This window comes from Pseudomonas sp. MEJ108 (assembly GCF_030208985.1).
In the GTDB taxonomy this organism is placed as follows: Bacteria; Pseudomonadota; Gammaproteobacteria; order Pseudomonadales; family Pseudomonadaceae; genus Aquipseudomonas; species Aquipseudomonas fragariae.
The window spans coordinates 34,892-59,950 of the sequence record NZ_JARVSW010000002.1; the positions used below are offsets into that span (position 1 = coordinate 34,892).

A 25,059-nucleotide genomic window follows, 5' to 3' on the forward strand; every position below is an offset into this window, starting at 1 on the left:
CGAGGGTCTGGACGAGAGAGGGCGACATGGCCAGACCTGCCACAGCAGCGATACCAGTGTTCAAGCTCTATGGGGAAACCACGGCCTGGCCGACCCCGGACCTGATCCACTGCGAGTCGATCCCCGAGCGCAGCAGGATTCACGAATGGGAGATCAAGCCGCATCGGCATGGCGATCTGGTCCAGTTGCTTTACGTGCAGTCGGGCAAGGCGATGCTCAAGGTCGAGGACCGGGTCAGCGAGGTCGAGATGCCTTCGTTGCAGGTCGTTCCCGCACTGAGCGTGCACACCTTCAGGTTCTCCAGAGATATTCAGGGCCATATTCTCAGCCTGGCCAGACCCTTGGTGGAGCAACTCGAGGCTGCGCTCGACGTCTCAGCCCTCAGCGCGGCACGCTGCTATGCGCTCGGGGCGGATGGCGATTATGTGGACACGCTGTTCAATGCCATTGCCAATGAATACCGGCAGCCCAGAGCGGGCCGCGATCTGATGCTGCACTCGCTGGTCAATGTGCTGGCGGTGTGGCTCAGTCGGCGCAGCAGTGAGCATGCCGGCGAAGAGACTCATGCGATGGATCGCGGCCGCGAGCATTTGCAGGTGTTCATGCATCAACTGGAAGCGAGTTTTCGCGAGCACTGGTCGATCGACCAGCATGCTCAGGCGATGGGTATCAGCGCCGCGCACTTGAATGCACTGTGTCGGCGGCTGTGCAACCAGTCGGCCTTGCAGATCATCAGTGAGCGTTTGTTGCTGGAGGCCAAGCGCAACCTGATCTACACCACCCTGACCATCAATCAGGTCTCAGACAGCCTGGGTTTTTCCGAACCGGCGTATTTTTCGCGCTTCTTCAAGCGTGCTACCGGGCAATCACCCAAGGCATTTCGCCAGCAAAAATAGAAACGGGGTGCTCAAGCGCACCCCGTCGGCTTGCCGTACGTCGCTATGCGGTCAGGTTACGACCTGATAGCACGGCACGTATGCCGCGCCGCCTGGCAGCTTCATGCGGTGCTGATCGACGAAGGCCTGCAACAGTTTGTCCAGCGGGCCCATGATCGATGGGTCGCCGTGGATCTGATACGGACCGTGCTGTTCGATCAGGCGAATGCCCTTGTCCTTGACGTTGCCGGCGACGATGCCGGAAAACGCCCGGCGCAGGTTGGCGGCCAGTTCGTGAGTCGGCACATCGTGGTTCAACTGCAGCTTCGACATGTTCTCGTGGGTTGGATCGAAAGGGTGCTGGAAGCTTTCCTCGATCTTCAGCAGCCAGTTGAAGTGAAACGCGTCGTTACGCTCGCGGCGGAACTGCTTCACTTCCTTCAGGCCCTGGGTCATCTGCCGGGCAACGTCTGCCGGGTTGTCGATGATGATCTGATAGTGACGCTGCGCCTCTTCACCCAGCGTGGCACCGACAAACGCGTGCAACTGCTGCAGGTACGGTTCGGTGTTTTTCGGGCCGGTCAGGATCACCGGGAACGGCACATCCTTGTTGTCCGGATGCATCAGAATGCCCAGCAGATACAGGAACTCTTCGGCAGTGCCTGCGCCACCGGGGAAGATGATGATGCCGTGGCCGACGCGCACGAAGGCTTCGAGACGCTTTTCGATGTCCGGCAGGATCACCAGCTCATTGACGATCGGGTTGGGCGCTTCGGCGGCGATGATGCCCGGCTCGGTCAGGCCCAGGTAGCGACCGCCGACGATGCGCTGCTTGGCGTGCGCGATGGTCGCGCCTTTCATCGGGCCTTTCATCACGCCGGGGCCGCAGCCGGTGCAGATATCCAGGCTGCGCAGGCCCAGTTCATGGCCGACTTTCTTGGTGTATTTGTATTCTTCGGTATTGATCGAATGGCCGCCCCAGCACACCACCATCTTCGGCTCGACACCGGCACGCAGGGTACGAGCATTGCGCAGCAGATGGAACACGTAGTCGGTGATGCCCTGGGAATTGCTCAGGTCGATGCGCTGGCTGTCCAGTTCGCTTTCGGTATAGACGATGTCGCGCAAGGCGCTGAACAGCATTTCGCGGGTGCTGGCGATCATCTCGCCGTCGACGAAGGCATCGGCCGGAGCGTTGAGCAGCTCCAGGCGAACCCCGCGGTCCTGTTGATGGATGCGGACTTCAAAACTCTCGTACGCTTCAAGAATGGTCTTGGCGTTATCGACGTGGGCGCCGGTATTGAGAATGGCCAGGGCGCACTGGCGAAACAGGGTATAGGTGCTGCCTGAACCGGCCGCGCTGAGCTGCTGCACTTCACGTTGGGACAGGGTTTCAAGGCTGCCTTTCGGGCTTACGGTGGCGTTAATCACTTGTCTTGGGATCATTCTATTTTCCATTAGAGCGATGCAGTCGAGCATCAGGATGGTGAATATCGAGAAGATTCACCCCTGTGGGGCCTTTTCTACAGCACTTGGCCGGGAAAGCAAACGCCGGACTGCCGACGTCCCTCGTTTGAGCCCTTGTGCGTCATCGCAGGATTGAATCGGCAGGCGAATTCTTTTGAAAGCAGGCACTTGCTTCGCATGACCGTGCGGCTGAATTTTGACGCGGACAACGGGCAATAGTGAACCTGACCCCTTTAACGGAGTCTGTTAGCTGATGGACTTTCTGGACGGCCTGCATGAAAGGGATCATCAGGTGCTTTTTCAACGCGCCTGATAGGCAGACATTCCGTCCGGGCAGGAGTTGCAAAACCGTTGATCACTTGCCGCTCCCATCCTTAGCCGGCCCGTTAAACGAGGCTTTATTTTCATTTCAGATAAAGATAATTATCGCCATGTCTCGTCATTTTTCCGCACTTCTTTCCCGAGCCCCTGGCCTGTTCGCCGTTTCGCGTCGCTTGCTCGGCGCAGGCCTGGTTGGCGCTGCATTGACCGTTGTCATGCCTGGCAGCGCACAGGCCGCCGGCAGCGATCGCTGGGTCAGCGACAGCCTCACTACCTACGTACGCAGCGGACCAACCGATGATCATCGGATTGTGGGGACGCTGAAATCCGGGCAGAAGGTCGAGCTGCTCAGCGCTTCGGGCAAGTTCAGCCAGGTGCGTGGCGAAGGCGGTTCCACCGTGTGGATCCCCAGCAGCGACTTGCAGGAAGTCCCTGGCCAGGCCGAGCGTGTGCCGCAGCTGACTCAGCAGGTTGCCGACCTGACCGAGCAGCTGGCGGGCATCGACAACACCTGGAAGACCCGCGTGCAAGGCATGCAGGAAACGCTGGACGCGCGCAAGAAGCTGGTCGACGAACTGGAGGCGCGCACCAAGACCCTCAACGATCAACTGGCCGACTCTCAGGCTGAGTTGCGTGCGACTCAGGCGCGACTTGGCGACGAGAACAAGCAGGTGATGATGCGTTACATGGTCTACGGCGGCAGCATTGCCGGTGCTGGCTTGCTGGTCGGCCTGATCCTTCCGGCGCTGACCAAGGGCCGCAAGAAGAACGACGGCTGGGTGTAAACCACCTGTGCAACCTCGCATGCCAGCGCGCCGCGCTGGCATGCCGTTCCGCCACGCTGTGCGTTGTATCGAATGCACAGCCGATGTGTGACAAACCTCTCCGAAAATGCCTTTCCCCTGCCGCAATCACGACCCGGCCCACACTCTTCAGGCCTGCCTGGCACAGAGTCCGTGTGCGAAGTTGATGTTCGTTCTACAGTTTCTGCGTGGATGGTCGAAAAACTGAGTGTTGCCCTCACCCTCGCGCTTTGACGCATAGGGGGAGGGTACCGGCAAGTCGTATTGTGGCGCTTTGCCATCAGTTATTATGTGCGTCCTGAAAAATGGGCTGCCGAGTCGGGCCTGAATCGTTTTCAGGCCACGGGTCTCATATTTTCACCCCTCTCCTGTGCAGGAATCCGGATGCTGGCGTACAACCAAAAAAGCTTTCTTATCGTTGATGATTTCTCTGACTTTCGCAGTTCAGTGAGATCGATGCTGCGTGAGCTGGGCGTCAAGGAAGTGGACACCGCCGATACCGGTGAGCAGGCTCTGCGCATGTGCTCGCAAAAGCGTTATGACTTCGTGCTGCACGATTTCAACCTGGGTGATGGCCGCAAGAACGGCCAGCAGGTGCTGGAAGACCTGATGATCGAGCGGCTGCTGAGTTACGAAAGCGTATTCATCATGGTCACTGCCGAAAACAGTCAGGCGATGGTCATGAGTGCGCTTGAGTGGGAGCCGGATGGTTACCTGACCAAGCCGTTCAACCGCGCCGGGCTGGCCCAGCGGCTGGAAAAGCTGGTGCAGCGCAAGACCTTGCTCAAGCCGATTCTGCAGGCCCTCGACCGTCGCAAGCCGGCCGAGGTGCTGGCCGCGTGCGACAAGCTGATCGAGCAGGACCCGCGTTATGCGCCGTTGTGCCTGCGTTACAAGGCCGATGCCTTGCGTGATCTGAAGCAGAACGAGCCCCTGGAAGCGTTCCTCAAGACCATTCTGGCTGATCGGGCCACGCCGTGGGCTTACGGTGCATTGGGCAGCCTGCTGCTCAAGCGCGGCAAGACCGCCGAGGCACAGGCTGTCTACGAGCAGGCGATCAAGGCGTTTCCGACCATGCCTGCGCTGTTCGATGGCCTCGCTGATGTGCTGGTGGCGCTTGGCGATGGCAAACGCGCGCAGTCTGTGCTGGAAAGCGCAGTGCGCCTGTCGCCGCTGGCGGTGCGTCGACAGAAGCTGCTGGGCAAGCTAGCGCTGGGCAACGAGGACTTCGAAAGTGCCTCCAAGGCCTATCGCCAGGCCGTCTCCCAAGGTCAGCATTCGCGTTTCAAGGATCCGGAAACCAATCTGGGGCTGGCTCACGCGTTGATCAGCAAGGGCGGCGATCAGGGTCTTGATGCGCGCACCCGCGTCGAGATCAACAACGCCCTCGTCGACGTTGCCAAGGAGCATGGCGACGATCAAGGTCTGCAAGTGCGCACCCGGCTGATGAAGGCGGCCAGCCTGCAGCATTCGGACCCGGAAGCCGCAGCCAAGCTCACCGAGCAGGCAATGGCCAGACTGGATGGCATGGAGCAGGTGCTCAGTGCCGACGCCGCACTGATGGTGGCTGCGCAACTGAAGCAGCTCGGTCAGGAAGAGGCCGGTGCCGGCGTCTTGAAGAGTTGTGCGGGAGCCTATGGCGACGATCCTGCGGTGATGAAAAGCATTGCCAGCATGACCGATGATCCGGCGATTCTGGGGGCCAGCAAGGCGGCTGTCGATTTCAACCTGCAAGGCGTGCGCAGCTACAAGGCCGGCAACCTCACCGAAGCACAGGCATTTTTCCGCAGTGCGCTTGGCTTGCAGCCGAAGAACATCAGTATCGTGCTGAACATGGTGCAGTCGCTGCTTCACCCTGGACAGGATCTAGGCCAGGCCGGAATTGACGAGTGTCGTGCCAGCCTGACCATGCTGGGCAAGATCCCGGAAAGCGATCCACGCTATGAGCGCTACCACAAACTCAGGGAGAGGGCGTTCAGCGCATGAATGAAGAGACAGAGCAGGGCCTCGACTTTTCCATGGTGATCGCCTCCACGGTGCACGACATGAAGAACTCGCTGGCGACGCTGACCCAGGCGCACAGCCAATGGCAGGCGAAGCTTTCGGTGCAGCAGCGTGACACGCCGGAGCACGGCGTCATCGACTATGAGTTTGCCAACCTCAATGGCATGCTCGTGCAGTTGCTCGGCCTCTATAAACTGGGTGTCAACCAGATGCCGTTGCGTCCGGATTACCACGAACTGGACGATTTCATCGAAGCGCAACTGGCCCATCATCAGGACGTGCTGGGCAGCCGCGGCATTGCCGCCCGTCATGCGATCGATGTGGCAAGCCCCCTGGGCTTTTTCGACCGCGAACTGATCGGCTCGGTGGTGGGCAATATCATCGTCAACGCCATCGGTTTCGCCCGTGAGCAGATCGTTGTCAGTGTTGGTGATGAAGGCGGGCAGTTGAAGATCACCATCAATGACGACGGCCCCGGTTACCCGGCGTATCTGATCGAGCGCCAGACCGAATACGTGCAGGGCATCAACCAGGGCAGCGGCAGTACTGGCCTGGGCTTGTACTTCGCTGCACACATTGCCCAGTTGCATGTACGCAACGGCATGCGCGGACGCATTGAAATCGCCAACGGCGGGGTGCTGGGCGGGGCGATGTTCAGTATGACCCTGCCCTGAGGCAGCGGCCTTGCAACGAGTACCCCGCAACGCCTTGTCAGGATTGCGGGGCTGGTTCGGCGTTTAGATATTCAATCCGAAGTTCTGTTTGATGCTGTTCAGGCTGTCCATCAGTTCCTGATCAGACGCCAACGGATGTCTGACCGGTTCGCAGCCGTGCTTGAGCGTGAAGTGTTCAATGGCCGCGAGGGCGTTTTTGCGGTGCAGGGTGTCGGACGAAATCGTTGAGCCTTCGAGCGTCCAGGGCTCGTCCCCCAGGTACAGTTGCGAATTATCGATGTCGGCAAAAAACCAGAAAGGCGGGTGCATGTTCTGGTTGATGATGGCCAGTGTGTGATCGACGTGTTCAAAGGCGTTGTGATACGTCTCGTCCATCAGGCCGGCGGCTTCCAGACTGCGTCTGGAGTAGTAGGAAAACGCACCGACGCAATGGCGGTACAAGGGCAGGTTGATGCCATTGCCGTAGTCAATCCGGTACACCGCGTTGGCCTCGCCGGACGGCGTCTTGTTCATCAGACCATGCTGGCTGTAGTTGAGGTGCTGAATGCCGGTCAGCGTCGAGGTCAGAATATAAAGCTCGAATACTTCCGGGCTTTTTATATAGATGTCGTCTTCAATCAGGAACAGGTGCTCGCACCCGGCATCCATGAGTCGCGACAAGGCTCTGTTCTTGGATTTTCCAACGCCGAGGTTGGTTTCGTTGTTGAAGAAGACCTCGCTGTCATACGCGGAAAACTCCGGATATACATCGCCGTCATTGATGATGACAACGCAGTCGATGATCTCGGCAGGCAGGGAATCGTAAAGTTTTTTCAGCAGCGCAGGACGGTTGTAGGTGACGATTCCGCAGCCAACCTTTTGACCATTGATCATGGTGATCCTCTGTTCTCTTGGGCGTTAGGCTCCGTACGAAAAGTGGCTGCGCTCGGTGATGCTTCGTTAAAAACAGGCTCGGAATGCTCATTTACAACACGTAGAGTCGAACGCGACCCCGGCCGTTCCTCGCCTGTTTTTGCCTCGCCTGACCTTCGCTCGCCGACTTTTCGTACAGAGCCTAGCGTGATTGTTGTTGATTGGCGTCGCAGCGTGGCGGTCAGTTCAGGCCTGCGCTGACGTAAATCGACGTATGTACGCGGTGGTTTGCAATATTTGCGCCAATTGCTGGTGCGCCAAGGCCAGGGGGAGGCGCCGGTTAAAGTTTTAGCGGGCACCGCCGAAATCGTTGAAAGGCTGTATTCGATATCACGATGAGCGGTGGGTGGGTGATGCTGTTAGCTAAAAAGTACTGCCAGGGGCACGGAATAGAGTTGGGCGCAGCGGCTCACAACGCGTTCAACCTTGCCCATTGCCTCAACGTTGCGCCGTGCAACGGTGTCGATTTTCTGCACCCCCGCGACATGGAAGACTATCAGCAGTACTTCGTCGAGCAGATGAAAGTGTCGGGCGACGTTTCGAAGGTCGACATGCTGGGCGATTTTCAATGCATCCATACGCCAGACTCGTCGGTTGACTATCTGATCAGCTCGCACGTCATCGAGCACGTCCCCAATCTGTTTTCTGCGTACGTCGAATCCTTCAGAGTGCTGAAGAACGGCGGGGTATTCTTCTGCATCTTTCCCAAGCGCACGGCAGCCAAGACCGATCGGGCGCGTCGTTTGACGACGCTGACGCAGATGATCGAGGACTATGAAAACAAGGTCGACATGACCACCGTCACGGAAGGTGAATGGCGCGGTCACTATCAGGTCTTTTCCCTGCAAAGCATGCTTCGTGCTGTGAATTACGTTAACTCGTCAGGCCTGGGTTGCTGGTACATCGAGTGCGTCGAAGAGACCGATTCGAAAGTGGGCAACGGCCACACCGTCGTGCTCCGCAAAGTCGAAGGGTTGTCTGCCGAAAAGTGGCAGGATCTCGGCGACTTCAATACCCAGTTCAACCAGTTGTTGATGGCGGGCAAGCTCGAGAACGCGTTGACGCTGACCAAGATCATGCTGTCATTCAATTTTTTCGATGCCACCAGGCTGCACCTCGCCGGCGCCCTGAGTCGTCAGTTGGGCAATGTGGCCGAAGGCGTCGAATTCCTGCGCCAGGCCCTTGTGGTCGACCCGGAAAACGAAGACTACCGAAAGGAGTTCATCGAAGTGACCGGGACACCTTTCCATAACCCGGTTCTCTGACACGCTTAGCGGCAGGCCGGCAGCCTGGAGCGCGGTGCTTGAAGATTGCAGTCTGAAGGTTGAAGCTTGGCGTCTGCTGCTCAACTAAAAGGACTGACCCATGACAGGCAATGACCCCCATTCGCAGAAAGAAATGCTGATGGGCATTGATGAAGTGGAGTGTGTAACCCCGGATTTGAACGGTGTACCGCGCGGCAAGGTAATGACGGCTGAAGGTTTTCTCGAAGGTCGCCGTTTGCAGCTGGCGCGCGGCGTGTTGCTGCAATGCATCATGGGCGGGTATCCGCCGGCGCGCTTTTACGGCAGTGACGACGGCGATCTGGCACTGATCAGTGATCCGCAGCAGCTCCACCGGCTGCCCTGGAGCACCTCGCCGCGTGCCTTGGCCATCTGTGATGCGCAGGACCTCGATGGCCAGCCGTGCATGCTCTCCACCCGCAATCAGCTCAAGGCAGTTATTGGCCGTTATGCCGAGCGGGGCCTGGTGCCAGTGGTGGCCACCGAACTCGAGTTTTTTGTCTTCGCGCCCAATCCCGAGCCGCTTTATCCATTCGAGCCGCCGACCGGGCTGGACGGGCGACGCGAACAGGGGCACTCGGCATTCAGCGTCAGCTCCAACAACGGCTTGCGGACTTTTTTTGCCGAGGTGTATGCCTGCATGGCAGCGCTGGGGCTGCCGCGTGACACGGTGATGCACGAGATGGGTGTCAGCCAGTTCGAGATCAACCTGCTGCATGGCGATCCGCTGCTGCTGGCCGATCAGACTTTTCTGTTCAAGCACCTGCTCAAGGAGGTTGCGCTCAAACACGGGCTCATCGTGGTGTGCATGGCCAAACCGCTCGCCCATACGGCGGGCAGTTCGATGCATATCCATCAGAGCGTGGTGGCAGCAGAGGGCGCAGTGAATGTATTCAGTGATGCGCAGGGTGAGCCGAGCGACACGTTTGGTCATTTCATTGCCGGCCAGCAAGCCTGCATGGCGGACTTCACCGCGCTGTTCGCGCCCAATGTGAATTCCTACCAGCGCCTGTGCCATCCTTATGCATCGCCCAACAACGCTTGCTGGTCCTACGACAATCGCGCTGCCGGATTACGTATTCCGTCGAGTGCAGCGGCGGCCAGAAGGGTGGAGAATCGTCTGCCGGGCGCTGACGCCAATCCCTATCTGGCCATCGCTGCAAGTCTGGCGGCCGGGTTGCACGGCATCGAGCAGCGACTGGAACCGACGCCGCCGCTGCAGGGCGAACTGGAGGTGCCGGAAGAATTGTTACTGCCGTGTACCTTGCACGCTGCTCTGGAGCGTCTGAAAAGCAGTCAGTTGGCCAAGGAACTGTTTGGTCATGAATTCATCGAAGGCTACATTGCGTCGAAGGCCCTGGAACTGACCAGTTTTTTCGACGAGATAACCCCCTGGGAACGGCGCGTGCTGGCTGCTCAGGTTTAAGAATCGCAGTGTCGGGCTCGCCCAGTCGGGCGACTCCCTATTTTTGGAAAGTTGATGCGCCAAATCTGGAAGTCCTTTCGAGCGCTTTATTTTGCCTCGTTGATGATGTTGATCGGCTCGGGTCTGCTGAGCACTTATCTGGCCCTGCGCCTGGCGGCCGATCAGGTTGACAGCCTGTGGGTCGGTGCGTTGATGGCCGCCAACTATTTCGGTCTGGTGCTGGGCGGCAAGATCGGTCACCGCCTGATCGGCCGTGTCGGACATATTCGCGCCTACGCCACCTGTGCCGGCATTGTCGGTGCGGCGGTGCTGGGGCATGGCCTGATCAGCTGGTTGCCCGCCTGGCTGGTGCTGAGGGTGATCGTCGGTCTGGGCATGATGTGCCAATACATGGTCATCGAGAGCTGGCTGAACGAGCAGGCGGCCGCCAAACAGCGCGGCATGGTCTTCAGCGGCTACATGATTGCATCCTACCTGGGGCTGGTACTGGGTCAGCTGGTGCTGGTGGTGCACCCGCAACTGGGGCCTGAGCTGCTGATGCTGGTAGCGCTGTGTTTCGCACTGTGCCTGGTGCCCGTCGCCATGACCCGGGCGATTCACCCGGCGCCTCTGCATCCGGCACCACTGGAGCCGCGCTTCTTCATGAAACGTGTGCCGCAGTCGTTGACGGCGGTACTGGGCGCCGGTCTGATAATCGGTTCGTTCTACGGCCTGGCGCCGGTCTACGCCGCCGAGCAGGGGCTGTCCACCGAGCAGGTCGGTCTGTTCATGGGCTGCTGCATTCTGGCCGGGTTTCTGGTGCAGTGGCCGTTGGGCCTGCTGTCCGACCGCTATGACCGTTCCGTACTGATGCGTATCTTTGCCGCCGCCCTGGTGGTGGCGTCGTTACCGCTGGCGGTGTTTCCCAGCGTGCCGGTCGAGGTGCTGTTCGGTGTCGGGTTTCTGGCTTCGCTGATGCAGTTCTGCCTCTATCCACTGGCAGTGGCCTTCGCCAATGACCACGTCGAGGCCGAGCGCCGGGTGTCGCTGACGGCCATGTTGCTCATGACCTATGGCATTGGCGCCAGTATCGGTCCGTTGGCCGCAGGTGTGGTGATGAAGCTGTTTGGCGGGCACATGCTCTATGCGTTCGTCTGTGGCGCGGGTGTGATTCTGGTGCTGCTGATCAGGCCCAAGGCGGTCACTCACCTGCACCAGGTCGAAAACGCACCGCTGCACCACGTTGCGATGCCGGACAGTATGTCCAGTTCGCCACTGGTGGTTGCACTTGACCCGCGTGTCGATGAGCAGGTGGTTCAGGAGCAGATGCAGGCAACCGTTGAGCCTGAGCCAGAGGCGGATCCCGAGGTGGTGTCTGAAGCAGAGGCCGAGGCAGAAAGCGAGGTTCTGGCGCAGAGCGAGCCGGCTGCAGGTGCGGAAACAACCGAAGCCGATGAGCATGAACGCGAGCGTGAAAGCGAGACCTGGAAGGCCTGAGGGGTAGGGCAGTGCACGATTGCGGCAGCAATGCCGCAATCGCCGGGGGATTCAGGTGAGCGTCAGAAGTCGTCGTCTTTGTCGAAGCGCCGTGCTTCGCGCTGTAACTGATAGACGAAACGTTCGACCTGACGCTGCACCAGCCCACTCATGTTGTGGAAGCGCACGCCGGCAAAGGTGGTGTTGAATCGTTCTTCGAAATGCAGGTGGCGCAACTCGACAGGTGCTGTCATGGCGCCGAAAGGCAGCTTGGCAACGAAACGCTCGTATACCTGGCCCAATTGCATGCGATCGGACACGTCGCCCTCGAAGCGCAATTTGCAACCGGTGGCAGAAATATCCAGCAGCTTGCCGGCCAGCGTGAATTTCAGGCGGTCACCGCCGATTTCGACGTCGACCAGCTGCGCCAGCTTCAGCGCGGCCCGGAAGGCGTTGCGGCGCTGGTGATAAACCACTTCCTCAGGCATCGGGCCGCGGTACATGCGTTGACCGTCGGTGCTGAGGATGTCCATCTGCGCAGTACTTTCCCAGGCAATCCGCACGCCGTCATGAAAGCCTTCGACACGGAAGGATTCGCCGTTGCTCAGAAAGCGTTCGCCATCGCGGGGGATCATTTCGTCGAGGGCCATGACGTTGTTGTCACGGTCGACTTCAAGCAGATAACTCTGAAAGCGCTGGGGACGCTCGTGAAAGGTAATGATCAGAGGATCATGACTCTCGAGTAGCAGCCGCAGGTTAGCGGCAATTTCCAAAGGTGTATTGAGAACCTTCGGGGGCTGCGGAGCATCGTCCGCGCTTGAGCCATTCACGTTCTTGAATCTCCAGGCAAAATACTACGGCAACGCAACAGCAGGCATTCTGCCACTATGCACGAAACCTTGATACAGGAAGTTACGCCTGGCTCAGAGGGCGTGGTTTTGCTCTAAGCGCAGTCGATCCGCGGCTGTCATAGAGTGTAGGCGTATCGCCACCGTTCAGGATGCGAAGCTGGTGAGCGGTACTGACCTGTTGCAACTGGATCAGACTACCATTGCGCTCGTTGAGCGTCTGGCATTCGTTGATCAACGTATTCAGTTCGTCGGCGGCCAGCAGCAATTGCTCACCGATATCCGACTGGCTGGCCAGTTGCTGGAGACCACTGCGATTGGCAGGCAGCCCCATGCCCGCAAGCACCTGGCTACGTTTGCGACCATGCTGGTCGAGAAGAATGACCAGCGCCTGTTTCTGCGCCAGCACCTGCTCCATCTCGCCCATGTCGCGGCCGTGAAGAATCAGTGATTCGGCCTGCAACAGCTCAAGAAGCTGTCGGGCCGAAACCATGTCGTCAGTGATCATCTGCAGCAAAGTAGTGTCTTGCATCGCATGCTCTGGTTTTTAAGCGTCCAGAATATCCAGCGCCAGCCTTGGCTTAGCGTTGGGTTTCGAAATTCAACAGTTTGCTGGCGACACGGTTGCTGTCCACTGTGTAACTACCGTCGGCGATGGCCTGTTTGAGCTCGGCAACCCGAGCACTGTTGACGGTTGGCAGATCGGTCAGCTTGTCCGTGATTTTCTGCAACTGTTGAGCCTCACTGCTCAAGGAAAAAGTTTCCCCGGTGCTTTTGACACCTGCGGTGACGGCAGGGGCTGGAGCATCGGTTTTGGCGGTGTCTTTACTGGCGCTGGTACGTGAAGCACCGGCAACAGACTGTGAGTTGTTAAGGCGACTGAAATCTATGACCATGATTGAAAAAACCTCTGGGTGTTTGGACGCTTGCCTTGTTTTCGGCCAACCCCCATCAAACTTTAGGCTGATTGTGAGAAAGCTTCCCAATAGACGACATTTGCCGTCGGGCATTCCCCGCAGTCTAAAAAAAACACACCCTTCGCGCCACCATCAATGCACTACATAGCGACTTCCACCTGCCCTGGGCCGGTGACACTTGCCTTGATCACCCGCTGGGAATTGAGGTTTTTCACCCGTATCTGTTCGTTGAAGCCTCCATCGGACATCGCTTCGCCGGGCATGCGCACCGCCAGCGAGCCGCTGCGGGCGATGATCACCACCTGATCGCCCTTGTGAATCATTTGTGGCTGCTCAAGCGCCACCGGGGTGATGACCTGGTCGATGACCATCTGTCGGACAACCTTCTGACCGACTGCCTGATCCAGCGATGCCAGGAAACCCTGACCCAGGCTGCTGACATCCCGCTCGCGCATCGCAACGTCTTCTTCGGTGACGATCGCGTCACGTTTGAGCGGGCGCATCACGGTCACGACGTTGCGATACAGCAACACCTGGGCGGGCACAAACACCGTCCAGGGCGAAGAACCTTCGCAGCGTACCCGCACGGTAACCCGGCCAACCGGGCGCGGACTTTCCAGTGTGGCTGTCAAATCCTTGTCGCAGGCACCCATCCTTAAACGCGGGTCGAGCTGCTTGACCTGTATCTCATGACGCCCGTCAATCTGGTTGGTTGCCAAATAGTCTTCTACTGTGAACTCAAGAAACCCTTGGGTGACGCCGATAAGCTGCTCAGGCAGTGTGAAATTCTCGGCACGAGCGAGGGTCACCGTGCTGGAAAGGCACAGCAGGGCGATTGCGCACAGAAGCCTGCGGGTTTCTAATGCGAGGTGTCGAGAAATTGTCGTCTTTGCGTTCATGAAGTAATAAATAGCAAAGCCCGTGCCGCTTGTTGATCTGGTGTCTGGGCGGCGGTCATTTTGTAAGGGGGTTCGGCATGGCAGGTGTAATGGATTCGGTAAACCAGCGAACTCAGCTGGTGGGTCAGAATCGCCTGGAGCTGCTCTTGTTCCGTCTCGACGGCAAGCAGCTCTATGGGATCAACGTCTTCAAGGTAAAAGAAGTACTGCAATGCCCGAAACTCACCATCATGCCCAAATCGAGCAAGATCGTTCGGGGCGTGGCCAATATTCGTGGCGGCACGATCCCGATCATGGATCTGGCAATGGCGACAGGTTCCACAGGGATGATTTCGCTGGTTAATTCCTTCGTCATCATTACCGAGTACAACACCAAGGTTCAGGGCTTTCTGGTGCATTCTGTCGAACGCATAGTCAACATGAACTGGGAAGAGATTCATCCACCACCCAAGGGCACCGGGCGCGATCATTACCTGACCGCCGTGACCCGGGTTGATAACCAGCTGGTGGAAATCATCGACGTCGAGAAAATTCTCGCCGAAGTCGCGCCAGTGTCCGAAGAAATCTCGGTCGGTGTCATTGACGCCGAGGTTCAGCACAAGGCTGTCTCCCTTCGCGTGCTGACGGTCGACGACTCGTCGGTGGCCCGTAAGCAGGTGAGCCGCTGCCTGGAAACCGTCGGGGTGGAAGTCGTAGCGCTCAACGATGGTCGTCAGGCGCTGGATTACCTGCTCAAGATGGTCGCAGAAGGCAAAAAACCTGAAGAAGAGTTCCTGATGATGATCTCCGACATTGAAATGCCGGAGATGGATGGCTATACCCTTACCGCAGCAATACGCAATGATCCACGCATGCAGAAGATGCACATCACTTTGCATACCTCGCTGTCAGGGGTATTCAACCAGGCGATGGTCAAGAAAGTCGGCGCGGATGATTTTCTCGCGAAATTCAGGCCTGATGATCTGGCGGCCAGGGTCGTTGCGCGGATCAAGGCAGCAGAATAACCAGCCGGGGGCGTCGTCCCCGGTGATTCACATGATTTGAGAGGCGGCACTTTGTCTACGGGTAATTTGGATTTTGATCAGTTCCGGGTATTTCTGGAAAAAGCCTGTGGCATTCTGCTTGGGGAAAACAAGCAGTACCTGGTGTCCAGCCGCCTCAACAAATTGATGGAGCAGCAAAGCATCAAGTCGCTTGGCGAGTTGGTCCAGCGCATTCAGACCCAGCCGCGCAGTGGTTTGCGCGAGCAGGTGGTCGATGCGATGACCACCAACGAAACCCTGTGGTTTCGCGACACCTATCCGTTCGAAGTGTTGAAGAACAAGGTTTTGCCCGAGCAGATCAAGGCCAGTCCTGGTCAGCGTCTGCGCATCTGGTCGGCCGCCTGTTCGTCGGGTCAGGAACCGTATTCGCTGTCGATGTCCATCGATGAGTTCGAGCGAGCCAATCAGGGACAGCTCAAATCGGGCGTGCAGATCGTCGCAACCGATCTGTCGGGCTTGATGCTCAATAACTGCAAGACCGGCGAGTACGACAGCCTGGCCATCGGTCGCGGCCTGTCGCCGGACCGTCTGCAGCGCTTTTTTGACGTAAAAAGTCCGGGCCGCTGGGTGGTCAAGGCGCCGATCAAGAGTCGTGTGGAGTTCCGCTCGTTCAACCTGCTCGACAGCTACGCCTCGCTGGGCAAGTTCGACATCGTTTTCTGCCGTAACGTATTGATCTACTTCTCCGCCGAAGTGAAGAAAGACATCCTGCTGCGCATCCACGGCACGCTCAAGCCAGGCGGCTACCTGTTTCTCGGGGCTTCCGAAGCGCTCAATGGTTTGCCGGATCACTATCAGATGGTTCAGTGCAGCCCCGGGATCATCTACAAGGCCAAGTGACGGTCTGTCAGTGGCCTGTCATGAACAAAGAGACCTTCGGGTCTCTTTTTTTGTGCGCGGTCGAAAATAGCTCTGACCGTCTGCCCATCGGGCTCAGGTTTGCGTACTACTGCCGTTCACCAGTTTTGCAAAAGCCTTGGCGGCGGCGCTCTGGTAGCCGTTTTTACGCCGCAGCAGCGCAACCGTTCGCCCAGGCAGGGCAGGGATCGTCTGGACTTCGCACAACCCGGGCTGCTTGCGAACGATGGCATCGGGAAGAATGGTCGCCATGCGGCCCTGGGCGACGACCTTGAGCAAAATGGCAATCGAGTTCGCTTCCAGGCCAATGATCGGCTTGAAGTTCTGCATCTGGCACCAGGCATCCAGCAGCTGGCGAGTGGCAAATCCGGGGGCCAGCAAGGCGAAGCGAAGCGCTTGCAGGTCCTCAAGTGTCAGCGCGGCCTGCTTCTCGGAGGCAGGTTTGGCCATGACCAGGCACAGTTGTTCATCGAACAGCGGCTGGCTGTCTATCTCGACAGCGTGACTGCCGGCAAAACCGATGGCCAGATCGAGCGCGTCACTGATCAGTGCCTCGGTAATCTGCTCCAGAGGCAGCTCCGTGAGGATGATTGCCACTCCCGGATACAGCGCGCTGAAGCGGTCGATCAGCGGCGCTATCAGGTATTCACTGAAGGTAGGCGTGACGCCGAGGCGCAATTGTCCGCGTGACAGGTCGCTGACATCGTTGAGCGCACGCTTCCCGGCATCCAGCTCAAGCAGGCAGCGACGCGCGTGGTCCAGATACACGCGGCCGGCATCGGTCGGCACGACGCTGCGGCGGGTGCGGTCGAACAGTTGCACACCCAGACTGCTTTCCAGCTGCCTGATCTGTTGCGACAACGCCGGTTGCGAGACATGCAGGGCCTCGGCCGCCCGGGTGAAATTGCCATGGTCGGCGACTGCCAGCAAATAACGTATATGGCGTAACAGCACAGCATCACCATAAGTCAGGGTTATGGCGATGATCATAAATCAGTCTTGGATCTTATGGTGATAGTTGCCGATCCTGTGAGTGATGTGAATTCATTCCGGAGGGTTACCTATGCCGCACAGCAATATTTCCCGAGCGCCGCGCCAGCATCTGACTGAACGTGTGCTGCAGGCCAAGACTGCGAAGAACCTGACCTGGGCGGGACTTGCAGAAGGTACGGGGTTGAGCGTGGTGTATGTCACCGCTGCATTGCTTGGGCAGCACCCTTTGCCGCAGGCGGTGGCCGAGGTGGTCGCCGAGCGTCTCGGACTGGACCGGGACGCGGTCGCCGAACTGCAAACCATCCCGTTGCGCGGCAATGTCGAAGACGTCTCCAGCGACCCGACCATCTACCGCTTCCATGAAATGGTTCAGGTCTACGGCACAACGCTGAAAGCACTGGTGCATGAGCAGTTCGGCGACGGCATCATCAGCGCAATCAACTTCAAGCTCGACATCAAGAAAGTCGACGATCCGGAAGGGGGAGAGCGAGCCGTGATCACCCTCGATGGAAAATTCCTGCCCTACAAACCGTTCTGAGGACGCTGAGATGAGTGATAAAGGAAGACCGCCATTGCCACCCTTCACCCTGGAGACTGCAGTCCAGAAAGTCCGTGGCGCCGAGGATGGCTGGAATTCACGCGATGCGGCGAAAGTCGCACTGGCTTACACCGAAGACACCTACTGGCGTAACCGCAGCGAGTTCGTCAATGGTCGCGCAGAGGCCCAGGCCTTTCTGGAACGCAAGTGGCGTAAGGAACTGGACTACCGGCTGATCAAGGAGCTCTGGGCATTCACCGATAACCGCATCGCCGTGCGCTATGCCTACGAATGGCATGACGACTCCGGCAACTGGTTCCGTTCGTATGGCAATGAAAACTGGGAGTTCGCTGCAAACGGCCTCATGCAACGGCGCTTTGCCTGCATCAATGATTTGCCGATCGCCGAGTCCGAGCGCAAATACCATTGGCCGCTGGGGCGCCGACCGGATGATCACCCGGGGTTGAGCGAGCTTGGCCTCTGATCAATCGTCAAAGGGACCTTCGGGTCTCTTTTTTATTGGGTGTCCGGTTGAGGCAATGATGAAGGGCCACGATTGCCAGGCGGCAAGCCGGTACTGGCAAAAAAACGGCACCCACCTTGCCGCTTTACCCCTCCACAGCGGAAATGCCTTGCCGCTTTTCTGGCATTGCCGCCTCGCCGCCGCCTGTGGACCCTGCAAACATTGGCTTTTACAACATGGCACGCCGATTGCTTTGTCAGTAACAACAGAATCAGGTCAACCGGCAAAGGTTTCCCGAAATGAGCATCAGCTTCGATAAAGCGCTAGGCATACATGAAAAGGCTCTGAACTTCCGGGCTCAGCGTGCAGAGGTGTTGGCCAACAACATCTCCAACGCCGACACCCCGAATTTCAAGGCTCGCGATCTGGACTTCTCTTCGGTGCTGGCTGCCGAAAACGACAAGGTCCAGAACGGTCACTTCGCGCTGAACAAGACCAACAGCCGCCATATCGAAGCCGAGGGCATGGGCAATGACGACGGGACGCTGATGTATCGCACGCCGTCGCAGCCTTCGCTGGACCAGAACACCGTTGATTCCCAGGTCGAGCAGGCCAGCTACACCGAGAACGCCATGGGCTTCCAGGCCAGCTTCACATTGCTCAACAGCAAGTTCAAGGGGCTGGTTGCAGCCCTTCGCGGAGAATAATTCATGTCACTAGCCAATGTGTTCAACATTGCCGGTAGCGCCATGAGTGCCCAGACCACGCGTCTGAACACCACGGCCAGTAACATCGCCAACGCCGAGACCGTGTCTTCGAGCATGGACCAGACCTATCGCGCCCGTCACCCGGTGTTCGCCACCGTGATGCAGGGTCAGCAGTCCACAGGTGGTTCGCTGTTCCAGGACCAGGGCGAAGCCGGGCAGGGTGTTCAGGTCAACGGCATCATCGAAGACAGCTCGAACCTGGAAGCACGTTACGAGCCCAATCATCCTTCCGCTGACAAGGACGGGTATGTCTACTACCCCAACGTCAATGTCGTGGAAGAAATGGCCGACATGATTTCTGCCAGCCGGTCTTTCCAGACCAACGCAGAAATCATGAACACCGCTAAATCCATGATGCAGAAGGTTCTGACCCTCGGTCAGTGATAGAAGGCGAACGTTATGGCCGTTGATAGCACCGCAGCAAACAGCGTTTCATCGACATTTTTGAATACGCTGCAGAATCCGACGCCCACCGCGACGAATTCTACCGGCACGCTGGGCAAGGACTCTTTTCTGCAGTTGCTCGTGACGCAGATGAAGAACCAGAACCCGCTGGATCCACAGGACAACACGCAGTTCGTGGCGCAACTGGCGCAGTTCAGCAGCCTTGAAAGCATGCAGAACCTGACGTCGACGGTGGACACGATCGCCAGCAGCTACAAGTCGTCGCAGGCCTTGCAGGCCTCGTCACTGGTCGGTCGCTCAGTGATCATCGATGCGAGCAGCACCTCGGTCGATACCACCAAAGGCCTGACCGGTTCGATCGTGGTGCCGAGCGAAAGCTCGCTAACGACGGTCAAGGTGTACGACGCGCAATCGAATCTGGTCGACAGTGTCGACCTGGGCACGCAAAAAGCCGGTACCACCAGCTTTGCCTGGGACGGTACGGACTCAAGCGGTACCCAGCTGCCATCGGGCACTTACAGCTTCAAGGCTGAAGGCTCGGTCGAAGGCAAGAACACACAGTTTTCAACTTACCTGCCCGCCACGGTCAACAGTGTCACGCTGGGTGTCAATGGCGCAGAAACAACGCTTAACCTGGCCAGCGGCAGTGTCGCCCTGTCCAAAGTTCAAACTATCGGATTGTAGAGCCGCTACGGCGCAGGAGTGAAACATGTCTTTCAATATCGGCCTTAGTGGGCTCTATGCTGCAAACAAAAGTCTCGACGTTACCGGCAACAACATTGCCAACGTCGCGACAACCGGTTTCAAATCGTCACGTGCCGAGTTCGCTGATCAATATGCTCAGTCGATTCGCGGTACTTCCGGCAATACCAGCGTCGGCAGTGGTGTGACAACCGCTGCGGTTTCCCAGCAGTTCTCTCAGGGCAGCCTGACCACCGGAACAGCTAATAGTCTGGACCTGGCCATCAATGGCGACGGGTTCTTCATGATGAGCAATAACGGCGAGAAGCTGTATACCCGTGCCGGTGCATTCCACACCGACAAGGAAGGCTACGTCGTCAATAGCAGCAACATGAAGCTGCAGGGTTACAACGTTGACGCCAATGGCGCTGTGGTGACCGGCGCGCTCAGCGATCTGCGTGTGAACGCGTCCAATCTGGAGCCCAAGGCGACGACCACGATCACCAACTCCGCCAACCTGAACTCGACGACTGCGTTGCCGACCGTTGCGACGTTCGATGCGACCGATACCAATAGCTATAACGTCAAGTACAGCACCCCGACTTACGACACTCAGGGTAATGCGCACACCCTGGATCAGTATTTCGTCAAGACCGGCACCAATACCTGGTCGATGTATTCCCTGATGGACGGGCGCAGCATTTCCGATCCGACGTCCACCGCGCCGGACAAGAATGACCTGACATTCGACTCCTCGGGCAATCTGGTGACCACTGCCGGCGGCTCTGTTCCTACCGACAGCGCCAACATTAAGTTCAACGCTGACGGTACATTCGCCGTGAGCAACTGGGTGCCTGGCGTGCAGGTCGGTACTGGCACGACAGCTACCTGGGCAGCCAACGGTGCGACGGGCGCTGCTTCGATCAAGCTGGACATGTCGAGCACTACCCAGACCGCTTCGGTATCCGGTCTGCTCAAGCAGGATCAGAATGGCTACGCCACTGGCCAGCTGAGCGGCATGAACGTTGACTCGAGCGGCAACCTGTTCGCCACTTACACCAACGGCAAGTCGCAGGTGATCGGCCAGACGTCGCTGACCAGCTTTGCCAACGTGCAAGGCCTGGCGCAGGCCGGCGGCACCAACTGGCGTGAAACGTTCGCTTCCGGCGTCCCGGTGAGCGGCGCTCCACAGTCGGGTACGCTGGGTTACATCACCGGTCAGGCGCTGGAAGAATCCAACGTCGACCTGACCATGGAACTGGTTAACCTGATCAAGGCGCAGAGCAACTATCAGGCTAACGCCAAGACCATTTCCACACAAAGCACCATCATGCAAACCACTATTCAGATGACGTAACACGCGTTGTTTGATACGTGTTGAAAGAGCCCCTGTAAAAAGGGGCTTTTTTATGGGTGTCTGCAAAGTGTTTTGTTATGTCTTTTTTAGTGCTGAAAGTTACGGATGGCTCCCGCATCCTACTTGGAAACTTCCTACGCACGATGATGTGAGAATAAAACTCCTCTATGAATTGCCTTTGCGGCAAGGGAGTTCTCATGTCATTCAATACAGCGATCAGCGGTATTCATGCTGCCAATAAACGACTGGAAGTGGCGGGCAATAATATTGCCAACGTCGGTACCCTGGGGTTCAAGTCGTCTCGTGCGCAGTTTTCTGCTTTATATGCGTCCGCACAGTTGGGGGCCGGGCAGCACGCTGTCGGCGATGGCGTACGACTTGCTTCGGTGCAGCAGAATTTCAATCAGGGTGAAACCGTGATCAGTTCCGGCAATGCCCTGGATATGCGTATTCAGGGCAACGGTTTTTTTGTGGTCAGTGATCAGGGTTCACTGGCCTATACGCGGGCCGGCGCCTTTTTGAAGGATGCTGCCAACTTTGTCGTCGACAGCGATGGCGGGCGCTTGCAGGGTTACGCCGCAAACGACAAGGGCGAGATTGCCAGTGGTATCCGCACGGACCTGCAGATCGATACGTCCAACGTCGGTGCCAGGGCCACGACCACGGTGGCCGAAACTATCAATCTGGATGCCTCGCTGCCTTCGCTCGCCCGCTTGCCGACCTTTGACCCGGCCGACCCCGCGACCTTCACACGGGTCGCCACCCGGACCATCCAGGATGTGGGCATCACTCCGGTGCCCGCAGCCGATCATGAGCTCAAACAGTATTTCGTCAAGACCGAGGCTAATCAATGGTCCATGTATGTGCTGGTGGACGGGCGCAATCCGGTGGATCCCGACAGCGTAGCGCCGTTGCAGGTGAGTCTTGAGCTCAAGCCTGACGGCTCCCTGTCGTACAGCGGCAATGATCAGCACCTGAGCAAAGTCTCGGACACCGAATTTGCCTTGCAGGGTTGGGTACCTGCCACGCAGATCAATGGCGCGTGGGCGGCGAACGGCTCGCTGAACGGCGGGGCTGTTTCGTTGCCGTTGAGCGATGCCGGGGCCAGTCTGCTCGACCCGGGCGATACGGTCATGCATCGGCCGGTTCCGGATTTCAACCCCGCAGACCTGAACACTTACAGCAGGATGTTCGGTAACCAGATTTTTGACAGTCAGGGCAACACCCATGAGCTGAAACAGTATTTCGTGAAGGACGGCACCAACAGCTGGCGCATGCACGTGCTGATCGACGATCGAAACCCGCAGAACTCCGCTTCCACCACGCCGCTGACAGCGAATATCGTCTTCGATTCGCATGGCACTGTTGCGTCGTTGACCGGCAGTCCGGGTCTGAGCAGCAGCAATGGCAATCAGCTGAAACTCACGGGCTGGTCGCCGGTGATGGCGGTTGATCCTGGCACCAGTCATGAGCGCTGGATAGCCAACGGGGCGGCCGGCAGCGCTGACGGCATCACCATCGACTTCACCCATCTGCTTCAGCACAACGCTGCCAGTTCGCGCTCCGCCGCCTACGTGGATGGCCATTCGGCAGGGGAGTTGAAAAGTCTCGACGTTGGCCGGGACGGCATTCTGCGTGCCGGGTTTACCAATGGCATGACTAAAGATATCGGTCAGGTGATGCTCGCCAGTTTCGCCAATCCCCATGGCTTGCAGCCGCGTAGCGATACACGCTGGGCCGCCACCGCTGATTCCGGAGTGGCTGAATATGATGTGCCGGGCGTCGGTACGCTGGGCAGTATCGTCAGTGGCGCGCTGGAGGGTTCGAACGTCGTGCTGGCCGATGAGCTGATTGCGCTGATCCAGGCCCAGACGGCCTATCAGGCCAACTCCAAGGCGATATCCACCGAAGTGACGTTGATGCAGACGCTGATTCAGTCGACCTGATCAGATCGAGCAGTCGGCTTTGATGAAGTGGCCTTTCAAGCGTTTCCAGCCTGGGCCCGGGCTGGCCTGGGCGCAGACGATCCGGCTGTCGCCCTGCCATTTGTAATAGTGGGCGGGATCGGCCTGAGAGAGCAGGGCAAGGGTCATCAGGCTCGCGCTCGCGATACCGATGATGCACGCACGAAAAGGCATGACGGTTCCCGTTCAGGGTTGCGGTGTCGGCAAGGTTATCACTGTCGATCCGGTTCTCGGCGCAGTTCGATGAAGTTTTTTTGGCGGTGTTTCCGGTCTGGCAAGCGGCAGGCGGCAGTCCACCGCCGCTATTGGCTGACGCGCGCTCCTCAGGCCGTCGGCGAATGCCGGTTTTTACTGGCTAATCAGGCATTTGTATCGAGCCTGACAAGTTGGTTCAAAAATTGCTTTAACCCTTTCAGAACAGCTACAGGCGGCAAGCGTCTGTCGGAGGAGGAAGACTGTGGACAAGTTGCTTTACGTCGCAATGAGCGGTGCATCCGAAAACGCGATCGCGCAAAAGGCTCATGCCAACAACCTGGCAAACGTCTCGACCAACGGTTTCATGCGTGACCTTGAACAGGCCCGCTCGATGCCGGTGTTTGGCGAGGTCATGCCATCGCGTGCCTACGCCATGAGCGAGCGTCCCGGGACCGACTTTTCCGCCGGCGCCATGGTGCAGACCGGTCGTGAGCTGGACATCGCTGTCAAGGGTGATGGCTGGATCGCGGTGCAGACGCCTGACGGCGGTGAAGCCTACACCCGCAGTTCCGGCATGAACATCGATGCCCTGGGCGTGTTGCGCGACGGCAGCGGTTTGCCGGTTATGGGCAACGGCGGTCCGATTGCCGTGCCGCCTCAGCAGCAGATCGAGATCGGCGCCGACGGCACGATCAGCATTCGTTCGCTGGGCGAGAGTCCGCAGGTGATGGCGCAGGTCGACCGCATCAAACTGGTCAGGCCTGACCTGAAGACCATGGAGAAGGGCCCTGACGGTCTGATCCATACCAAGACCGGCCGGCCTGCCGACGCAGATGCCACCGTTCAGGTCGAGTCCGGCTTTCTGCAGGCGAGCAACGTCAATGCGGTCGAGGAAATGACCTCGGTACTGGCCTTGTCCCGTCAATTCGAATTGCACGTCAAGATGATGAAGACCGCCGAAGAAGACGATCAGTCTATGGCTCGCGTCTTGCAACTTGGCTAATCAATGACAGCTTGCGCCGACAAACCGGCGCTCGAGGAGAACACACATGCTTCCTGCTCTATACGTCGCCAAAACCGGCCTTGCCGCTCAGGATACCAACCTGACCACCATCTCCAACAACCTGGCGAACGTCTCGACCACCGGTTTCAAAAGTGACCGGGCCGAGTTCCAGGACCTGCTGTATCAGATCAAACGCCAGCCGGGTGCCCAGTCCACTCAGGACAGCGAACTGCCTTCCGGCCTGCAACTGGGTACCGGTGTGCGCATTGTCGGCACGCAGAAGAACTTCACTGCCGGTAGCCTGCAGACCACCAACAACCCGCTGGACCTGGCGGTCAACGGTCGTGGTTTCTTTCAGGTGACCCAGCCGGACGGCACCATTGCCTACAGCCGTGACGGTACGTTCCACCTCGACGCCAACGGCCAGATCGTCACGGCCAACGGTTATGCCCTTGAGCCTGCGATTGTCGTTCCGCAGAACGCCCAGACCTTCACGGTCGGTCAGGACGGTACTGTTTCCGTCACGCTGGCAGGCGCAACCGCTACGCCGCAGATCATCGGCAATATCCAGACCGCCGACTTCATCAACCCGGCCGGCCTGCAGGCCATCGGTGGCAACCTGTACCTGGAAACCGGTTCGAGCGGCGCGCCGCAGATCGGCACCCCTGGCCTTAACGGCCTGGGTCCGACCCTGCAGAACACCCTGGAAAACTCCAACGTCAGCACCGTTGAGGAACTGGTCAACATGATCACTACCCAGCGCGCCTACGAGATGAACTCCAAAGTGATCTCGACCGCTGACCAGATGCTGCAAAACCTGACGCAGAACCTGTAAGGCCTTGATGTCGCTGCTCGTAGAACCGCTCAATCCGATGGGGCGCCTGATAAGCGCCTGTTACACCGCGAGG

At 58.4% G+C, this 25,059-nt stretch carries 26 protein-coding genes; 18 read left to right on the forward strand and 8 right to left on the reverse strand.

All coding sequences use genetic code 11. The annotated features are described in order from the left end of the window. The first annotated feature begins 26 nt into the window (after positions 1-26). Positions 27-896, forward strand: a complete 870-nt coding sequence (locus QRN50_RS00830) for a helix-turn-helix domain-containing protein (protein WP_011268470.1) — start codon at positions 27-29, stop codon at positions 894-896. Positions 897-947: 51 nt separating this feature from the next. Here QRN50_RS00830 and ppnN read toward each other — a convergent pair whose 3' ends face one another. Continuing rightward, positions 948-2,321: a nucleotide 5'-monophosphate nucleosidase PpnN gene (gene ppnN / locus QRN50_RS00835; protein ID WP_024639339.1), complete on the reverse strand. Its 1,374-nt coding sequence runs from the start codon at positions 2,319-2,321 to the stop codon at positions 948-950. Positions 2,322-2,773: 452 nt separating this feature from the next. Between ppnN and QRN50_RS00840 the strand changes: the two genes are divergently transcribed. From QRN50_RS00840 to QRN50_RS00850, 3 genes are all read left to right on the forward strand, one after another. Then, entirely contained in the window at positions 2,774-3,448 is a 675-nt protein-coding gene (locus tag QRN50_RS00840) for a TIGR04211 family SH3 domain-containing protein (RefSeq protein ID WP_003316760.1), read from the forward strand. Between the two features lie 402 nt (positions 3,449-3,850). Beyond that, a complete protein-coding gene (locus QRN50_RS00845; protein ID WP_011268468.1) occupies positions 3,851-5,452 on the forward strand; it encodes a tetratricopeptide repeat-containing response regulator in 1,602 nt (533 codons plus the stop codon). After that, positions 5,449-6,144 (forward strand): sensor histidine kinase, encoded by a 696-nt coding sequence (locus QRN50_RS00850; RefSeq protein ID WP_003404311.1) that lies wholly within the window; start codon positions 5,449-5,451, stop codon positions 6,142-6,144. Before QRN50_RS00845 ends, QRN50_RS00850 begins: the two co-directional genes overlap by 4 nt. A 63-nt stretch (positions 6,145-6,207) precedes the next feature. Here QRN50_RS00850 and QRN50_RS00855 read toward each other — a convergent pair whose 3' ends face one another. Then, complete coding sequence (locus QRN50_RS00855) at positions 6,208-7,017, reverse strand: glycosyltransferase family 2 protein (RefSeq protein WP_011268466.1); 810 nt, start codon at positions 7,015-7,017, stop codon at positions 6,208-6,210. Positions 7,018-7,409: 392 nt separating this feature from the next. Here QRN50_RS00855 and QRN50_RS00860 point away from each other — a divergent pair, with 392 nt between their 5' ends. The 3 genes from QRN50_RS00860 to QRN50_RS00870 all read left to right on the forward strand — a co-directional run bounded on the left by QRN50_RS00860 (position 7,410) and on the right by QRN50_RS00870 (position 11,241). Beyond that, positions 7,410-8,321 carry a methyltransferase domain-containing protein gene (locus tag QRN50_RS00860; RefSeq protein WP_054091705.1) on the forward strand — a complete coding sequence of 304 codons (912 nt, stop codon included), beginning with the start codon at positions 7,410-7,412 and terminating at the stop codon, positions 8,319-8,321. A gap of 202 nt (positions 8,322-8,523) precedes the next feature. Then, positions 8,524-9,765, forward strand: a complete 1,242-nt coding sequence (locus QRN50_RS00865) for a glutamine synthetase family protein (RefSeq protein ID WP_161936290.1) — start codon at positions 8,524-8,526, stop codon at positions 9,763-9,765. A 54-nt stretch (positions 9,766-9,819) separates the two neighbouring features. Next, positions 9,820-11,241: an MFS transporter gene (locus tag QRN50_RS00870; protein ID WP_011268463.1), complete on the forward strand. Its 1,422-nt coding sequence runs from the start codon at positions 9,820-9,822 to the stop codon at positions 11,239-11,241. Positions 11,242-11,303: 62 nt separating this feature from the next. Here QRN50_RS00870 and QRN50_RS00875 read toward each other — a convergent pair whose 3' ends face one another. The 4 genes from QRN50_RS00875 to flgA form a co-directional block, all read right to left on the reverse strand. Continuing rightward, positions 11,304-12,050, reverse strand: coding sequence for a flagellar brake protein (locus tag QRN50_RS00875; protein ID WP_003404320.1), 747 nt, complete (start codon positions 12,048-12,050; stop codon positions 11,304-11,306). A gap of 82 nt (positions 12,051-12,132) precedes the next feature. Beyond that, entirely contained in the window at positions 12,133-12,600 is a 468-nt protein-coding gene (locus QRN50_RS00880; protein WP_003404322.1) for a flagella synthesis protein FlgN, read from the reverse strand. A gap of 49 nt (positions 12,601-12,649) precedes the next feature. Next, on the reverse strand, positions 12,650-12,964 hold the full coding sequence (gene flgM, locus QRN50_RS00885) for a flagellar biosynthesis anti-sigma factor FlgM (protein WP_003404324.1): 315 nt from the start codon (positions 12,962-12,964) through the stop codon (positions 12,650-12,652). A gap of 161 nt (positions 12,965-13,125) precedes the next feature. Further along, entirely contained in the window at positions 13,126-13,884 is a 759-nt protein-coding gene (flgA, locus tag QRN50_RS00890; protein WP_011268462.1) for a flagellar basal body P-ring formation chaperone FlgA, read from the reverse strand. A 77-nt stretch (positions 13,885-13,961) separates the two neighbouring features. Between flgA and QRN50_RS00895 the strand changes: the two genes are divergently transcribed. Both QRN50_RS00895 and cheR read left to right on the forward strand, forming a co-directional pair. Next, on the forward strand, positions 13,962-14,888 hold the full coding sequence (locus QRN50_RS00895) for a chemotaxis protein CheV (protein ID WP_003316772.1): 927 nt from the start codon (positions 13,962-13,964) through the stop codon (positions 14,886-14,888). A 51-nt stretch (positions 14,889-14,939) separates the two neighbouring features. Next, positions 14,940-15,767, forward strand: coding sequence for a protein-glutamate O-methyltransferase CheR (gene cheR / locus QRN50_RS00900; protein ID WP_003347319.1), 828 nt, complete (start codon positions 14,940-14,942; stop codon positions 15,765-15,767). A gap of 93 nt (positions 15,768-15,860) precedes the next feature. Here cheR and cynR read toward each other — a convergent pair whose 3' ends face one another. Further along, positions 15,861-16,775 (reverse strand): transcriptional regulator CynR, encoded by a 915-nt coding sequence (gene cynR / locus QRN50_RS00905; RefSeq protein ID WP_054091707.1) that lies wholly within the window; start codon positions 16,773-16,775, stop codon positions 15,861-15,863. Positions 16,776-16,848: 73 nt separating this feature from the next. Between cynR and cynS the strand changes: the two genes are divergently transcribed. From cynS to QRN50_RS00940, 7 genes are all read left to right on the forward strand, one after another. Continuing rightward, a complete protein-coding gene (gene cynS, locus QRN50_RS00910) occupies positions 16,849-17,316 on the forward strand; it encodes a cyanase (RefSeq protein ID WP_003404332.1) in 468 nt (155 codons plus the stop codon). Between the two features lie 10 nt (positions 17,317-17,326). Then, positions 17,327-17,800, forward strand: coding sequence for a nuclear transport factor 2 family protein (locus QRN50_RS00915; RefSeq protein WP_004416966.1), 474 nt, complete (start codon positions 17,327-17,329; stop codon positions 17,798-17,800). Between the two features lie 278 nt (positions 17,801-18,078). Then, positions 18,079-18,486 (forward strand): flagellar basal body rod protein FlgB, encoded by a 408-nt coding sequence (gene flgB / locus QRN50_RS00920; protein WP_003370068.1) that lies wholly within the window; start codon positions 18,079-18,081, stop codon positions 18,484-18,486. Between the two features lie 3 nt (positions 18,487-18,489). Beyond that, positions 18,490-18,930, forward strand: a complete 441-nt coding sequence (gene flgC / locus QRN50_RS00925; RefSeq protein ID WP_002554316.1) for a flagellar basal body rod protein FlgC — start codon at positions 18,490-18,492, stop codon at positions 18,928-18,930. Between the two features lie 15 nt (positions 18,931-18,945). Beyond that, a complete protein-coding gene (gene flgD / locus QRN50_RS00930) occupies positions 18,946-19,635 on the forward strand; it encodes a flagellar hook assembly protein FlgD (protein ID WP_003404333.1) in 690 nt (229 codons plus the stop codon). Between the two features lie 25 nt (positions 19,636-19,660). After that, a complete protein-coding gene (gene flgE / locus QRN50_RS00935; protein WP_003404334.1) occupies positions 19,661-20,989 on the forward strand; it encodes a flagellar hook protein FlgE in 1,329 nt (442 codons plus the stop codon). Between the two features lie 197 nt (positions 20,990-21,186). Beyond that, positions 21,187-22,935, forward strand: coding sequence for a flagellar hook-basal body complex protein (locus QRN50_RS00940; protein ID WP_096126795.1), 1,749 nt, complete (start codon positions 21,187-21,189; stop codon positions 22,933-22,935). Here the strand turns inward: QRN50_RS00940 and QRN50_RS00945 are convergent, their stop codons facing one another. Continuing rightward, positions 22,936-23,127 (reverse strand): hypothetical protein, encoded by a 192-nt coding sequence (locus tag QRN50_RS00945; RefSeq protein ID WP_024639345.1) that lies wholly within the window; start codon positions 23,125-23,127, stop codon positions 22,936-22,938. A 283-nt stretch (positions 23,128-23,410) separates the two neighbouring features. Here QRN50_RS00945 and QRN50_RS00950 point away from each other — a divergent pair, with 283 nt between their 5' ends. Both QRN50_RS00950 and flgG read left to right on the forward strand, forming a co-directional pair. After that, positions 23,411-24,151: a flagellar basal body rod protein FlgF gene (locus QRN50_RS00950; protein WP_003316785.1), complete on the forward strand. Its 741-nt coding sequence runs from the start codon at positions 23,411-23,413 to the stop codon at positions 24,149-24,151. Between the two features lie 46 nt (positions 24,152-24,197). Beyond that, positions 24,198-24,986, forward strand: a complete 789-nt coding sequence (flgG, locus tag QRN50_RS00955) for a flagellar basal-body rod protein FlgG (protein WP_003412455.1) — start codon at positions 24,198-24,200, stop codon at positions 24,984-24,986. The last annotated feature ends 73 nt before the right edge of the window (positions 24,987-25,059 follow it).

What these genes read in the sequence shown, in the direction of transcription:
- flgA (WP_011268462.1), bottom strand. Translation starts at nt 13,884, where the DNA reads ATGAACGCAAAGACGACAATTTCTCGACACCTCGCATTAGAAACCCGC.
- QRN50_RS00870 (WP_011268463.1), top strand. Translation starts at nt 9,820, where the DNA reads ATGCGCCAAATCTGGAAGTCCTTTCGAGCGCTTTATTTTGCCTCGTTG.
- QRN50_RS00915 (WP_004416966.1), top strand. Translation starts at nt 17,327, where the DNA reads ATGAGTGATAAAGGAAGACCGCCATTGCCACCCTTCACCCTGGAGACT.
- flgM (WP_003404324.1), bottom strand. Translation starts at nt 12,964, where the DNA reads ATGGTCATAGATTTCAGTCGCCTTAACAACTCACAGTCTGTTGCCGGT.
- QRN50_RS00895 (WP_003316772.1), top strand. Translation starts at nt 13,962, where the DNA reads ATGGCAGGTGTAATGGATTCGGTAAACCAGCGAACTCAGCTGGTGGGT.
- QRN50_RS00865 (WP_161936290.1), top strand. Translation starts at nt 8,524, where the DNA reads ATGACGGCTGAAGGTTTTCTCGAAGGTCGCCGTTTGCAGCTGGCGCGC.
- ppnN (WP_024639339.1), bottom strand. Translation starts at nt 2,321, where the DNA reads ATGATCCCAAGACAAGTGATTAACGCCACCGTAAGCCCGAAAGGCAGC.
- QRN50_RS00840 (WP_003316760.1), top strand. Translation starts at nt 2,774, where the DNA reads ATGTCTCGTCATTTTTCCGCACTTCTTTCCCGAGCCCCTGGCCTGTTC.
- flgG (WP_003412455.1), top strand. Translation starts at nt 24,198, where the DNA reads ATGCTTCCTGCTCTATACGTCGCCAAAACCGGCCTTGCCGCTCAGGAT.
- QRN50_RS00830 (WP_011268470.1), top strand. Translation starts at nt 27, where the DNA reads ATGGCCAGACCTGCCACAGCAGCGATACCAGTGTTCAAGCTCTATGGG.
- QRN50_RS00845 (WP_011268468.1), top strand. Translation starts at nt 3,851, where the DNA reads ATGCTGGCGTACAACCAAAAAAGCTTTCTTATCGTTGATGATTTCTCT.
- cynR (WP_054091707.1), bottom strand. Translation starts at nt 16,775, where the DNA reads ATGATCATCGCCATAACCCTGACTTATGGTGATGCTGTGCTGTTACGC.
- QRN50_RS00860 (WP_054091705.1), top strand. Translation starts at nt 7,410, where the DNA reads ATGCTGTTAGCTAAAAAGTACTGCCAGGGGCACGGAATAGAGTTGGGC.
- QRN50_RS00855 (WP_011268466.1), bottom strand. Translation starts at nt 7,017, where the DNA reads ATGATCAATGGTCAAAAGGTTGGCTGCGGAATCGTCACCTACAACCGT.
- flgE (WP_003404334.1), top strand. Translation starts at nt 19,661, where the DNA reads ATGTCTTTCAATATCGGCCTTAGTGGGCTCTATGCTGCAAACAAAAGT.
- flgB (WP_003370068.1), top strand. Translation starts at nt 18,079, where the DNA reads ATGAGCATCAGCTTCGATAAAGCGCTAGGCATACATGAAAAGGCTCTG.
- QRN50_RS00945 (WP_024639345.1), bottom strand. Translation starts at nt 23,127, where the DNA reads ATGCCTTTTCGTGCGTGCATCATCGGTATCGCGAGCGCGAGCCTGATG.
- QRN50_RS00880 (WP_003404322.1), bottom strand. Translation starts at nt 12,600, where the DNA reads ATGCAAGACACTACTTTGCTGCAGATGATCACTGACGACATGGTTTCG.
- cynS (WP_003404332.1), top strand. Translation starts at nt 16,849, where the DNA reads ATGCCGCACAGCAATATTTCCCGAGCGCCGCGCCAGCATCTGACTGAA.
- QRN50_RS00940 (WP_096126795.1), top strand. Translation starts at nt 21,187, where the DNA reads ATGTCATTCAATACAGCGATCAGCGGTATTCATGCTGCCAATAAACGA.
- QRN50_RS00850 (WP_003404311.1), top strand. Translation starts at nt 5,449, where the DNA reads ATGAATGAAGAGACAGAGCAGGGCCTCGACTTTTCCATGGTGATCGCC.
- flgD (WP_003404333.1), top strand. Translation starts at nt 18,946, where the DNA reads ATGGCCGTTGATAGCACCGCAGCAAACAGCGTTTCATCGACATTTTTG.
- flgC (WP_002554316.1), top strand. Translation starts at nt 18,490, where the DNA reads ATGTCACTAGCCAATGTGTTCAACATTGCCGGTAGCGCCATGAGTGCC.